The organism is Enterobacter sp. BNK-22, from assembly GCF_048684805.1.
Classification (GTDB): domain Bacteria; phylum Pseudomonadota; class Gammaproteobacteria; order Enterobacterales; family Enterobacteriaceae; genus Enterobacter; species Enterobacter quasiroggenkampii.
In genome coordinates, this window is the sequence record NZ_JBLQTT010000001.1 from 1,785,977 (window position 1) to 1,798,599 (window position 12,623).

The window sequence follows — 12,623 nt, forward strand, 5'->3', positions numbered from 1 at the left end:
GACTATCTGGTTTGCTCACATATCGGGGCTAAAAACTGAAACAGCTCGCGCGACGACCAGCGTAGCTGGCCACAGGCGCGAACGGGCACAACAGGCATCAGCGCATTGCAAATGATGACTTCATCAGCAGTCTGTAGCACCTCTTCCTTTGCGTTAACTTCGACAACGTGAAAGTCAGAGTGTGCCAGCTGCTGCAAACAGAATTGGCGCATTATGCCGTTCACGCCAGCCTGATCCAGCGCGGGGGTGAACACGTTCCTGCCCTGTCGCCAGAACAAATTAGCCGCACAGCATTCCGTAATGAACCCTTCGCTGTCAAGGACAAGGGCCTCATCGGCGTCCGTCTGTTCAAGATGAGTACGAATGAGCACCTGTTCCAGGCGATTGAGATGCTTAATCCCGGCCAGCATCGGGTTTCGTCCCAGTCGTACCGGGCTTAGCGTCAGCGTGACGCCGTCTTCTCGCCAGCGAGAGTAATGCGCGGGATAAGCAGACACGGAAAGAATACGCGTTGGGGCGAGACAAGATGCAGCGCTGTAACCCCGGCCACCACTGCCGCGGCTGATGATAACCTTGAGTACGCCGCTGTGCTTCCCCGATGCGAGCTGGCACATTTCCTGACGTAAGGTGTCCCAGTGCGTAAAGGGGATCATGAGCTTTTCACAGCCATGCTGTAGGCGTCGTATGTGCGCTTCCAGAAGGCAAACATGGCCATCCAGAATGCGCGCCGTCGTAAAGCAACCATCCCCGAACTGTACCGCCCTGTCGCTGGCAGGCAGCGTGTCCTGCTCAAGGCCATTGATTAAAAACATGGTGGCTCCTTATGCGTGGACGTTTAGTCTGGCAGGATGTCATGCAGTCGACAAGAAGATTAGCCTTAATAAAAAAGGTCCGGCAAGCGGACCTTTTTTAGTGCGATCGGAACGTCAGGATCAGATCTTTTTGAAGATCAGAGAACCGTTGGTACCGCCAAAGCCGAAGGAGTTACACAGGGTATACTCCATTCCGCTAACCTGGCGCGCTTCGTGAGGAACGAAGTCCAGATCGCAACCTTCATCCGGGTTATCCAGGTTGATGGTTGGTGGAACAGCCTGATCGCGCAGCGCAAGGATGGAGTAGATTGACTCTACTGCACCCGCCGCACCCAACAGGTGACCGGTCATGGATTTCGTGGAGCTCACCAGTACGCGGCTGGCAGATTCGCCGAAGATAGACTTAACCGCCTGAGCTTCCGCTTTATCGCCTGCAGGTGTAGATGTGCCGTGGGCGTTGACGTAGCCAATCTGAGCCGGGGTAATACCCGCATCACGGATCGCGTTTTCCATCGCCAGCGCAGCACCTGCACCGTTCTCCGGAGGAGACGTCATGTGATACGCATCGCTGCTCATACCAAAGCCAACGACTTCAGCATAAATTTTCGCACCGCGTTTTTTCGCGTGTTCGTACTCTTCCAGTACGATCATGCCCGCACCGTCGCCCAGCACGAAGCCATCACGGTCTTTATCCCACGGACGGCTTGCCGCCTGTGGATTATCGTTGCGGGTAGAGAGCGCACGGGCCGCGCCGAAACCGCCGACACCCAGTGGGGTACTGGCTTTTTCAGCACCGCCGGCAACCATAGCATCTGCATCGCCGTACGCAATAATGCGCGCGGCCTGGCCGATGTTATGTACGCCAGACGTACAGGCGGTGGCGATAGAAATGCTTGGCCCACGCAGGCCGAACATGATGGTCAGGTGACCTGCCACCATATTAACAATCGTGGACGGAACGAAGAACGGACTGATCTTACGCGGGCCGCCATTCATCAGGGATGTATGGTTTTCCTCGATCAGGCCAAGACCGCCAATCCCGGAGCCGATAGCGGCGCCGATACGGGTTGCGTTCTCTTCCGTAATCACAAGGCCAGAATCCTGCATGGCCTGAACGCCAGCGACAATTCCATATTGAATGAAGGCATCCATCTTGCGCTGCTCTTTGCGCGAGATGATCTCTTCACAGTTAAAATCCTTTACTAAGCCAGCAAATTTCGTTGCATAGGCGCTAGTATCGAAATGGTCGATTAGGCTGATGCCGCTCTGACCGGCAAGGAGAGCTTTCCAGGTGGACTCTACGGTATTGCCGACAGGAGACAACATGCCAAGTCCGGTCACAACTACACGACGCTTAGACACGTTTGTCCTCCAGGGAGGGATAAAAAAAGAGATTCGTGGGACTAAAAAAGATAAAACTCAGGCGGTCGAATGACCGCCTGGAGATGTTCACTTACGCCTGGTGACCGTTGATGTAATCAATGGCAGCCTGAACGGTGGTGATCTTCTCAGCTTCTTCGTCCGGAATCTCAGTATCAAACTCTTCTTCCAGAGCCATTACCAGCTCAACGGTGTCAAGAGAATCTGCGCCCAGGTCTTCAACGAAGGAAGCGGAGTTCACAACTTCTTCCTGCTTAACGCCCAGCTGTTCGCCGATAATTTTCTTAACGCGTTCTTCGATAGTGCTCATACTCTTAAATTTCCTATCAAAACTCGCTTTCGCGATGGTTTTCGTAGTGTATAAAATGTTGAAAAATTTGCAACTAAATCCCGGCAGTTCTTACCACGATTTTACGTTATTTTGAGGCCATTCGCCCTAATAACGCAAATATTTTTCATCGTGGTTAAACCATATACATCCCGCCGTTGACGTGGAGGGTCTCACCAGTGATGTAACCCGCTTCGTCAGAGGCTAAAAATGCAACCGCACTGGCGATTTCTTTAGGGTCGCCAAGACGACCCGCCGGAACTGCCGCCAGCGTACCCGCACGCTGCTCATCAGTCAGCGCACGCGTCATGTCCGTTTCAATAAAGCCCGGAGCAACAACGTTTACCGTAATACCGCGGGACGCGACTTCACGCGCCAGCGACTTACTGAAACCAATCAGACCGGCTTTCGCCGCAGCGTAGTTAGCCTGACCAGCATTTCCCATGGTACCAACCACAGAACCGACAGTGATAATACGACCATGACGCTTTTTCATCATAGCGCGCATTACCGCTTTTGACAGACGGAATACAGATGACAGGTTGGTTTCGATAATATCGTTCCACTCGTCGTCTTTCATTCGCATTAACAGGTTATCGCGAGTGATCCCAGCGTTGTTTACCAGAATATCCACTTCGCCAAACTCTGCGCGAATATTTTCCAGAACAGATTCGATAGATGCAGGTTCGGTCACATTCAGTACCAGACCTTTACCGTTTGCACCCAGATATTCACTGATAGCCTGAGCGCCATTCTCGCTGGTTGCTGTCCCAATCACCTTCGCGCCGCGCGCAACCAGTGTTTCAGCAATTGCACGCCCGATACCGCGGCTTGCGCCAGTGACCAGGGCAATTTTTCCTTCAAAACTCATGGTATTCCTCTTTTATTGCGAGAGTGCCGCTGACATCGCTTCCGGCTCGTTAATCGCCGAGGCTGTCAGGGTGTCAACAATACGTTTTGTCAGACCGGTGAGGACTTTCCCTGGGCCGACTTCATACAGATGCTCAACGCCCTGAGAGGCCATAAACTCAACGGTTTTGGTCCACTGTACCGGGCTGTAGAGCTGGCGAACCAGCGCGTCGCGGATAGCTTCCGGCGCGGTTTCGCATTTCACATCGACGTTGTTCACAACGGAAATTGTCGGTGCGTTAAACGTAATTTTTTCCAGCTCAACCGCCAGTTTCTCGGCAGCGGGCTTCATCAGCGCACAGTGAGACGGCACGCTGACCGGCAGCGGCAGCGCACGTTTCGCCCCCGCCGCTTTACAGGCTGCACCGGCACGCTCAACCGCTTCTTTATGACCGGCAATAACCACCTGGCCCGGCGAGTTGAAGTTAACCGGAGAGACAACCTGACCTTCAGCAGACTCTTCACACGCTTTTGCAATCGCGGCATCATCCAGACCGATGATAGCTGACATGCCGCCCGTGCCTTCTGGCACTGCTTCCTGCATGAATTTACCGCGCAGTTCCACCAGACGTACCGCGTCAGCAAACGCGATCACACCGGCACAAACCAGGGCTGAGTATTCACCCAGGCTATGTCCTGCGAGCAGCGCGGGCGCTTTACCGCCCTGCTGCTGCCAGACACGCCACAGCGCAACGGACGCGGTCAGCAGCGCGGGCTGGGTCTGCCAGGTTTTGTTCAGCTCTTCGGCAGGACCCTGCTGGGTCAGCGCCCATAAATCATAACCCAGTGCATCAGAAGCTTCACGGAAAGTCTCTTCAATGACCGGATAGGTTGCTGCCATTTCAGACAACATCCCAACGGTTTGAGAGCCCTGCCCCGGGAACACAAAAGCAAATTGCGTCATTTTTTATTCCTTATCCTAGAAACGAACCAGCGCGGAACCCCAGGTGAACCCGCCACCGAAGGCTTCAAGCAAGACCAACTGGCCCCGTTTGATTCGCCCGTCGCGTACCGCTTCATCAAATGCGCACGGTACTGACGCCGCAGAGGTGTTGCCGTGACGATCCAGCGTCACCACAACGTTATCCATCGACATGCCCAGCTTTTTCGCGGTTGCGCTGATGATACGCAGGTTCGCCTGATGCGGCACCAGCCAGTCGAGCGCGGAGCGTTCAAGGTTATTCGCTTCCAGCGTTTCATCAACGATGTGCGCAAGCTCAGTCACCGCCACCTTGAACACCTCGTTCCCTGCCATCGTCAGGTAAATCGAGTTGTCCGGATTTACGCGATCGGCGTTAGGCAGGGTCAACAGTTCGCCATAGCTGCCGTCAGCATGCAGATGCGTAGAGATGATACCCGGCTCTTCGGACTGCCCCAGCAGCACCGCACCCGCACCATCACCAAAAATAATGATCGTTCCGCGATCGGTCGGATCGCAGGTACGCGCCAGCACGTCAGCACCGATCACCAGCGCATATTTAACGGCACCGGACTTCACGTACTGATCGGCTACGCTCAGCGCATAGGTAAAACCTGCGCATGCGGCAGCGACGTCAAACGCCGGGCAGCCCTTAATGCCGAGCATGTTTTGCACCTGGCACGCCGCGCTTGGGAAAGCATGCGTGGCAGACGTCGTGGCCACCACGATCAAACCGATCTGTTCTTTATCAATGCCCGCCATTTCGATAGCACGCTGTGCGGCTTCGTAACCCATGGTCGACACGGTTTCGTCTGGCGCGGCAATACGACGTTCACGGATACCTGTGCGCGTGACAATCCACTCGTCAGACGTATCTACCATTTTTTCCAGATCGGCGTTGGTACGCACCTGTTTTGGCAGGTAGCTGCCGGTACCTAAAATCTTCGTATACATGTACGCTCAGTCACTTTTAGCTAATACAGATCCCAGGCGAGCGGCAATCCGCTGAGGGACTTGTCGCTGCACCGCCTGCACTGCCTGTTCAATCGCGACAGCAAATGCTCGCTGATTGGCGGCGCCATGACTCTTAATCACGATGCCGCGCAATCCTAACAGACAGGCGCCATTATACTGGTCGGGGTTGAGGTGACTGAATCGCCGCGTGAGGCTCTTTTGTAACCAACGCTTCAATAAAATCAGCCACCAGGCGCTTTTTTTGCCCTCTCCCTGTGATTTCAGCAGAGAAAGAAACATCCGCACGACCCCTTCCATGGTTTTCAACGTCACGTTCCCGGTGAAGCCATCGCACACCAGAACATCCGTTTTACCCGTCAACAACTCATTGGCTTCGAGATAACCAATATAGTTGATGGAGGGAACCTGTTTGAGCAATTCAGCTGCTTCGCGAATGCTGTCCAGGCCTTTAGTCTCTTCTTCACCAATGTTCAGTAACGCAACACGGGGAGTGTTGATCCCGACCACCTCTTCTGCCAGCACCGATCCCATGACGGCAAACTGAGCCAGCATTGTACTATCACAATCGACGTTTGCGCCCAAATCGAGCACCACCGTCTTGCCCTTTTGCTGATGCGGCAACACCGTCACCAGCGCCGGACGCTCAATACCGTCAATCGGTTTGAGCAATAATTTCGACAGCCCCATCAGCGCGCCGGTATTTCCCGCGCTGACGCAAGCCTGGGCTCGACCTTCTTTCACCAGCTCCAGCGCTATCCGCATCGAGCTGCCGCGGCTATTACGAATCGCCTGCGAGGGTCGGGCATCACTGGCAATAACTGACTGCGCAGGAATAATCTGCAGACGTGAACGTTGTTCAAAGTCAGCTTTTGCAAGTAATGGCGTGATTGTGTCGGGATTGCCGACTAAAAGAAGAGTGAGTTGCGAATTAGAATTCAGTGCCTGCAATGCTGCAGGCACTGTCACGGAAGGGCCAAAATCTCCCCCCATGACATCTAACGCCAGGGTTAGACGTGTCAAGGTATCGTCGCAGCCTGGTTCGGTAAGTTCCCCGTTTGCACGGGGAGCTCCTCACTAAGCCTAATCACGCTGACGCGTGATTACTTAGTGATAACCTTGCGGCCGCGGTAGAAACCGTCAGCGGTGATGTGGTGACGCAGGTGTTTCTCACCAGAAGTCTTGTCTACAGACAGGCTGGTAACTGCAGTCAGCGCGTCATGGGAACGACGCATGCCACGTTTGGAACGGGTTGGTTTATTCTGTTGTACGGCCATGGACCTTACTCCTCAATTACTTACGCTTTAAGCTGGCTAATACGGCAAATGGGTTTGGTTTTTGCGCTTCATCAGGCAGTTCCCCAAAGACCATGTCCGCCTCGGACACTTCACAGTGTTCAGAATCATGCACCGGAACCACTGGCAAGGTGAGGATGATTTCATCTTCAACCAGAGCCAGAAGATCGATTTCACCGAATTCGTTAACCTCAATCGGCTCATACGCTTCCGGGAGTGCTTCAGCCTGTTCGTCAGAACGAACCGGACTGAAACAATACGTTGTGTGAACATGCTGTACAAACGGTTTCCCGCAACGCTGACACTCGAGCGTTACCGTCACCTTTGCATCACCGGTTAAAACGGCGAGACGCTGGTTGTCGATAGCGAACGACATGGAGCATTCTACATCACTGTCCACACTGACTACGGATTCGGCAATACGCTCAGCCTGATCGGAAGTATAGATACCTTCGTAATCGAGGCGTTTTTGAGCCGTACGAACCGGATCAAGAGTCAGGGGTAATTTTACCTTTTGCATAGGGCGCGCATATTAACTTTGTAACGTCATAGAGTCAAAGAAAAAGGCAACCAGAGCTGCCTTTTGCCAATTATTCGCACACATTGCGGCCTGTAGTTTAAAATGGCTGGCATCGATACGCTATATCTGGTGATAAAAATATGCCAAATCTCGTCCTTGCTTCCACGTCTCCCTACCGCCGAATGCTGCTGGAAAAGCTCGGGATCCCGTTTGAATGCGCCGCGCCAGAGGTGGATGAGACGCCACTGCCGGGCGAGTCACCGCGCCATCTGGTGACGCGTCTTGCTAAGGAGAAGGCGCAATCGCTGGCCACACGCTATCCTTCGCATTTGATTATAGGCTCCGATCAGGTTTGCGTGCTGGACGGCGAAATCACCGGCAAGCCCCATACTGAGGAAAATGCCTGCCAGCAGCTTCTGCGTGCGCGCGGTACTATCGTGACCTTCTATACGGGCCTGGCCCTCTATAACTCCGCGTCAGGCCATCTGCAAACCGAGTGCGAGCCGTTCGACGTACACTTCCGTCATCTCAGCGAGCAAGAGATTATGGATTATGTGCGCCGTGAGCGACCGCTGAACTGCGCGGGGAGCTTTAAAAGTGAAGGATTGGGGATTGCGCTGTTCGACAAGCTGGACGGTCGCGATCCCAACACCCTGGTGGGGTTACCGCTGATTGCCTTGTGTCAGATGTTACGGCGAGAAGAGTGTAATCCGCTGACGATGTGACCTTCGCCGGGTGGCGCTGCGCTTACCCGGCCTACAAAACCGTAGGCCCGTGCAAGCGCAGCGCCGCCGGGCAAAATCAGCCGCGCAAAACCTTAAGACAGCGTTTCAGCTGCTCATCCAGCGGCGCTTCAATACGGATCACTTCACCAGTATTCGGATGGGTAAACTTCAGTGCTGCCGCATGCAGGAACAGACGCGACAGTCCCGTCCCCGCCAGCTGCTTATCAAACTCGCGGTCGCCATAGCGGTCATCAAACGCGATGGGGTGCCCTGCAAACTGCGTATGCACGCGGATCTGGTGGGTACGACCGGTCACCGGACTGCAGCGCACCAGCGTGGCAAACTCATAGCGCTCTTCAACCTTAAAGCGCGTCTCAGACGGTTTCCCTTCCTGGCTCACGCGGACAATACGCTCACCGCTTTGCAGAATGTTCTTCAGCAGCGGCGCCTGCACCACTTTTACATGGGACTGCCACTGGCCGCGCACCAGCGCCAGATAGTCTTTCTGCATCCCTTTTTCACGCAGCTGTTCATGCAGCGAACGCAGCGCGGAACGCTTTTTCGCCACCAGCAGTACGCCTGAAGTGTCGCGGTCAAGACGGTGCACCAGCTCAAGGAAGCGCGCTTCCGGACGCAGGGCACGCAGCCCTTCAATCACGCCGAAGCTCAGACCGCTACCGCCATGGACTGCCGTTCCTGACGGTTTATTCAACACCAGAATATGGTCGTCTTCGTAAAGGATGACATCGCTCAGGGCCGCCACTTTCTGCAGCTTCGGTGAAACGGTCTCTTCTTCACGCTCTGCCACGCGCACCGGCGGAATACGCACTTCGTCACCGGCTTCGAGCTTATACTCAGGCTTCACGCGTTTTTTGTTAACCCGCACCTCGCCCTTACGCAGGATGCGATAAATCATGCTCTTTGGCACCCCTTTCAGTTGGGTACGCAAAAAGTTATCGATACGTTGCCCCGCTTCATCGTCGGCGATGGCAACCATTTTTACGGCTGGAGTCTCTGTTTTCATGGTTGGCGATTCTAAATATCGACAGCCATTAGCGCCACTCATTTTTCTATGCTTATATTTACTTTTATCCGGCCTGTCCCCCGTTTCGCGCAACCGATTTGGTGGTTATTAAACCAATCGCCATTCTGAAGTGAAGAAACTGTGAGTAACCGGGTGATAATTGGTAAAAGTCATCTTGCTATAACCCGGCGAGCAGTGGAATAATGAGGCTGTTTTCCGTGTTAAATCCTGGTTAAGTAAGGATGTTGACGGAATGACCAATTTTGTCTGACCGATCATCCACGCAGCAATGGCGTAAGACGTATTGATCTTTCAGGCAGTTAGCGGGCTGCGGGTTGCAGTACTTCCCGGTATAAGGATTGTTCTCTGGAGAGTTCTACCCAGGCAATTCCCCTGATAATTGCGCTGTGTTTCCGTATGAAATACAGGCAACCGACACTCTGCGCCTCTTAAGCGAGCGACAACCGTGAGGTTGGCGACGTGAACAGACACGAGGCCATCGGTTCATACCCCGGAAAGCGTCACCTTGCCCGCAGCTTTGTCGTCAATGTAAGAATAACGAGTAAGTTACGATGAAAAGAATGTTAATCAACGCAACTCAGCAAGAAGAGTTGCGTGTCGCCCTTGTGGATGGGCAGCGCCTGTACGATCTGGATATCGAAAGTCCTGGACACGAACAGAAAAAAGCGAACATTTACAAAGGTAAAATCACCCGCATTGAACCAAGCCTTGAAGCTGCATTTGTCGATTACGGTGCTGAGCGTCATGGTTTCCTCCCTCTGAAAGAAATCGCCCGCGAATATTTCCCTGCAAACTACAACGCCCATGGCCGACCAAACATCAAAGATGTTCTGCGTGAAGGTCAGGAAGTTATCGTTCAGATTGATAAAGAAGAGCGTGGCAACAAAGGCGCCGCACTGACTACCTTTATCAGCCTGGCAGGGAGCTATCTGGTGCTGATGCCTAACAACCCGCGTGCGGGTGGCATCTCTCGCCGTATCGAAGGTGATGACCGTACCGAACTGAAAGAAGCGCTGGCAAGCCTTGAACTGCCTGATGGCATGGGGCTTATCGTGCGTACCGCGGGCGTCGGCAAATCCGCCGAAGCGCTGCAGTGGGACCTGAGCTTCCGTCTGAAGCACTGGGAAGCCATCCAGAAAGCAGCGGAAAGCCGCCCTGCTCCGTTCCTGATCCACCAGGAAAGCAACGTGATCGTGCGTGCCTTCCGTGACTACCTGCGTCAGGACATCGGTGAGATTCTGATCGATAACCCGAAAGTGCTTGAGCTGGCCCGCCAGCACATCGCCGCGCTGGGTCGTCCGGATTTCACCAGCAAAATTAAACTGTACACCGGTGAAATCCCGCTGTTCAGCCACTATCAGATCGAATCCCAGATTGAATCCGCCTTCCAGCGTGAAGTGCGCCTGCCGTCCGGCGGTTCTATCGTTATCGATACCACTGAAGCACTGACCGCTATCGACATCAACTCCGCTCGCGCAACGCGCGGTGGCGATATCGAAGAGACCGCCTTCAACACCAACCTTGAAGCCGCTGATGAAATCGCCCGCCAGCTCCGCCTGCGCGACCTGGGCGGTCTGATTGTTATCGACTTCATCGACATGACCCCTGTTCGCCACCAGCGTGCAGTAGAAAACCGTCTGCGCGAAGCGGTGCGTCAGGATCGTGCGCGAATCCAGATCAGCCATATCTCACGCTTTGGCCTGCTGGAAATGTCCCGCCAGCGTCTGAGCCCGTCGCTGGGTGAGTCCAGCCATCACGTTTGTCCGCGCTGCTCCGGCACCGGTACCGTGCGTGATAACGAATCGCTGTCCCTCTCGATTCTGCGTCTGATTGAAGAAGAAGCGCTGAAAGAGAATACCAAAGAGGTGCACGCGATTGTCCCTGTGCCAATTGCCTCTTACCTGCTGAACGAAAAACGTGCAGCGGTCAGTGCCATTGAAGCGCGTCAGGGTGGCGTTCGCTGCATCATCGTGCCAAACGATCAGATGGAAACCCCGCACTATCACGTGCTGCGTGTCCGTAAAGGCGAAGAGACGTCAACGCTCAGCTACCTGCTGCCGAAGCTGCACGAAGAAGAGATGGCCCTGCCTTCAGATGAAGAGCCAGCAGAGCGTAAACTGCCAGAGCAGCCTGCGTTAGCAACCTTCATCATGCCAGAAGCCCCACCGGAAGCAGCCCTGGAAAAACCAGCGGCCAAACCTGCGGCGCAGAAACCAGAAGCAACGGCAGCGAAAGCCCAGCCGGCGCAGCCGGGTCTGCTGAGCCGCTTCTTCGGCGCGCTGAAGAAAATGTTTGCCGGTGAGGAAGTTCAGCCAGAGCAGCCGAAAGAAGAGCCAAAAGCGGCCAAGCCTGAACGTCAGCAGGACCGCCGTAAGCGTCAGAACAACCGCCGCGACCGTAATGACCGTAGCGATCGTAATGACCGCAGCGAGCGTCGTGACAACCGTGACAACCGCTCTGAGAACAATGAAGGCCGTGAGCAACGCGAAGACAATCGTCGCAACCGTCGCGAGAAACAGCAGCAGAATGTTGAAGATCGTGAAATTCGCCAGCAGGCGGGCGATGAGTCTGAGAAGAGCAAACAGCGTGACGACCAGCAGCCGCGCCGTGAACGCAACCGTCGCCGTAACGACGAGAAGCGTCAGGCACAGCAGGAAGTCAAAAACCTGAACCGCGAAGAGCCTGTTGAACAGCAGGACGGCGAGCAGGAAGAACGTACTCAGGTCATGCCGCGTCGTAAGCAGCGCCAGCTTGCTCAGAAAGTCCGCTTCGCCTCCGAGGCAACCGAAGAGTCAGCAATCGTCGCGGTTGAAAGCCGCGAGAGCGCAACCGGCACGCAGCTGGCAAAAGTTGACCTGCCAGCGGTCGTTGATAACAACGTTGAGCAGGATGAAAACGGTGAAAACCGTGATAACGCCGGCATGCCGCGCCGTTCACGTCGTTCCCCACGTCATCTGCGCGTCAGCGGTCAGCGCCGTCGCCGCTATCGTGACGAGCGTTACCCGACTCAGTCGCCAATGCCACTGACCATTGCCTGTGCTTCGCCAGAAATGGCTTCCGGCAAAGTCTGGATCCGCTACCCGGTAGCGCGTCCGGAGCAGGTTGTTGAAGAACAGCCAGTTGCGGAAGAGATCATTGCACCTGCGGCAGCGGTAGAAGACGTTGTGACTGAAGCGGCAACCGTGGTTGAACCTGAGGTTGTTGAAGCGGAAGCACCTCAGGCAGCTGAGGTCGAAACCACGCATCCGGAAGTGATTGCCGCGCCGGTTGATGCCGCACCGCAGCTTATTGCTGAAGAAGATGTGGTGGTGGCTGAGGAAATCGCTGAAGAAGCTGAACCTGTAGCCGCCGTGGAAGACACCGCTGAAGCCATCGTCGAAACGACCACTGAAGAAATCGTTCAGGACGTTGAGATTGAGGTTGAACCGGTTGTTGAAGAACCGAAAGCGCCTGAAGTGAAACCTGAGCCGGTTGTCTCTGCACCAGCCGCTGCCCACGTGGCGACAGCACCGATGACCCGCGCTCCGGCGCCGGATTACGTGCCTGAAGCACCGCGTCACAGCGACTGGGTTCGCCCGGCCTTCAGCTTCGACGGTAAAGGCGCAGCCGGTGGTCACAGTGCAACGCACCAGGCGACTGCACCCGCGACGCGTCCACAGTCTGTCGAATAACGACAAACAACGCTGAAAGTAAAAAGCCGACCTTAAGGTCGGCTTTT

The 12,623-nt window shown here is 54.8% G+C and carries 12 protein-coding genes; 2 read left to right on the plus strand and 10 right to left on the minus strand.

The window, feature by feature from the left end; all coding sequences use genetic code 11:
- Positions 1-2: 2 nt before the first annotated feature.
- From pabC to yceD, 9 genes are all read right to left on the minus strand, one after another.
- Positions 3-812 carry an aminodeoxychorismate lyase gene (gene pabC / locus ACMGGE_RS08420; protein ID WP_045910202.1) on the minus strand — a complete coding sequence of 270 codons (810 nt, stop codon included), beginning with the start codon at positions 810-812 and terminating at the stop codon, positions 3-5.
- Positions 813-932: 120 nt separating this feature from the next.
- Positions 933-2,174 (minus strand): beta-ketoacyl-ACP synthase II, encoded by a 1,242-nt coding sequence (gene fabF / locus ACMGGE_RS08425; protein ID WP_045910201.1) that lies wholly within the window; start codon positions 2,172-2,174, stop codon positions 933-935.
- Between the two features lie 91 nt (positions 2,175-2,265).
- Complete coding sequence (gene acpP, locus ACMGGE_RS08430; protein ID WP_003857954.1) at positions 2,266-2,502, minus strand: acyl carrier protein; 237 nt, start codon at positions 2,500-2,502, stop codon at positions 2,266-2,268.
- Between the two features lie 154 nt (positions 2,503-2,656).
- Positions 2,657-3,391 (minus strand): 3-oxoacyl-ACP reductase FabG, encoded by a 735-nt coding sequence (fabG, locus tag ACMGGE_RS08435; RefSeq protein ID WP_008500795.1) that lies wholly within the window; start codon positions 3,389-3,391, stop codon positions 2,657-2,659.
- Between the two features lie 12 nt (positions 3,392-3,403).
- Positions 3,404-4,333 (minus strand): ACP S-malonyltransferase, encoded by a 930-nt coding sequence (gene fabD / locus ACMGGE_RS08440; protein ID WP_045910200.1) that lies wholly within the window; start codon positions 4,331-4,333, stop codon positions 3,404-3,406.
- A 15-nt stretch (positions 4,334-4,348) separates the two neighbouring features.
- Positions 4,349-5,302, minus strand: a complete 954-nt coding sequence (locus ACMGGE_RS08445) for a beta-ketoacyl-ACP synthase III (RefSeq protein WP_008500797.1) — start codon at positions 5,300-5,302, stop codon at positions 4,349-4,351.
- A 6-nt stretch (positions 5,303-5,308) separates the two neighbouring features.
- Positions 5,309-6,343, minus strand: a complete 1,035-nt coding sequence (gene plsX / locus ACMGGE_RS08450) for a phosphate acyltransferase PlsX (protein ID WP_063621375.1) — start codon at positions 6,341-6,343, stop codon at positions 5,309-5,311.
- Positions 6,344-6,423: 80 nt separating this feature from the next.
- Positions 6,424-6,597: a 50S ribosomal protein L32 gene (rpmF, locus tag ACMGGE_RS08455; protein ID WP_003857964.1), complete on the minus strand. Its 174-nt coding sequence runs from the start codon at positions 6,595-6,597 to the stop codon at positions 6,424-6,426.
- Between the two features lie 16 nt (positions 6,598-6,613).
- On the minus strand, positions 6,614-7,135 hold the full coding sequence (yceD, locus tag ACMGGE_RS08460) for a 23S rRNA accumulation protein YceD (RefSeq protein ID WP_014883375.1): 522 nt from the start codon (positions 7,133-7,135) through the stop codon (positions 6,614-6,616).
- A gap of 140 nt (positions 7,136-7,275) precedes the next feature.
- Between yceD and ACMGGE_RS08465 the strand changes: the two genes are divergently transcribed.
- The gene (locus ACMGGE_RS08465) at positions 7,276-7,860 is read left to right on the plus strand and encodes a Maf family protein (protein ID WP_045910198.1); all 585 of its coding nucleotides are present in this window, start codon (positions 7,276-7,278) and stop codon (positions 7,858-7,860) included.
- 76 nt (positions 7,861-7,936) lie between these two features.
- On the opposite strand, the gene rluC is transcribed toward ACMGGE_RS08465, so the two are convergent.
- Positions 7,937-8,884: a 23S rRNA pseudouridine(955/2504/2580) synthase RluC gene (rluC, locus tag ACMGGE_RS08470; RefSeq protein ID WP_048027428.1), complete on the minus strand. Its 948-nt coding sequence runs from the start codon at positions 8,882-8,884 to the stop codon at positions 7,937-7,939.
- A gap of 572 nt (positions 8,885-9,456) precedes the next feature.
- Here rluC and rne point away from each other — a divergent pair.
- Positions 9,457-12,576, plus strand: a complete 3,120-nt coding sequence (gene rne, locus ACMGGE_RS08475; RefSeq protein WP_420293654.1) for a ribonuclease E — start codon at positions 9,457-9,459, stop codon at positions 12,574-12,576.
- Positions 12,577-12,623 lie beyond the last annotated feature (47 nt).

What these genes read in the sequence shown, in the direction of transcription:
- pabC (WP_045910202.1), bottom strand. Translation starts at nt 812, where the DNA reads ATGTTTTTAATCAATGGCCTTGAGCAGGACACGCTGCCTGCCAGCGAC.
- acpP (WP_003857954.1), bottom strand. Translation starts at nt 2,502, where the DNA reads ATGAGCACTATCGAAGAACGCGTTAAGAAAATTATCGGCGAACAGCTG.
- fabG (WP_008500795.1), bottom strand. Translation starts at nt 3,391, where the DNA reads ATGAGTTTTGAAGGAAAAATTGCCCTGGTCACTGGCGCAAGCCGCGGT.
- fabD (WP_045910200.1), bottom strand. Translation starts at nt 4,333, where the DNA reads ATGACGCAATTTGCTTTTGTGTTCCCGGGGCAGGGCTCTCAAACCGTT.
- ACMGGE_RS08445 (WP_008500797.1), bottom strand. Translation starts at nt 5,302, where the DNA reads ATGTATACGAAGATTTTAGGTACCGGCAGCTACCTGCCAAAACAGGTG.
- rpmF (WP_003857964.1), bottom strand. Translation starts at nt 6,597, where the DNA reads ATGGCCGTACAACAGAATAAACCAACCCGTTCCAAACGTGGCATGCGT.
- yceD (WP_014883375.1), bottom strand. Translation starts at nt 7,135, where the DNA reads ATGCAAAAGGTAAAATTACCCCTGACTCTTGATCCGGTTCGTACGGCT.
- ACMGGE_RS08465 (WP_045910198.1), top strand. Translation starts at nt 7,276, where the DNA reads ATGCCAAATCTCGTCCTTGCTTCCACGTCTCCCTACCGCCGAATGCTG.
- rluC (WP_048027428.1), bottom strand. Translation starts at nt 8,884, where the DNA reads ATGAAAACAGAGACTCCAGCCGTAAAAATGGTTGCCATCGCCGACGAT.
- rne (WP_420293654.1), top strand. Translation starts at nt 9,457, where the DNA reads ATGAAAAGAATGTTAATCAACGCAACTCAGCAAGAAGAGTTGCGTGTC.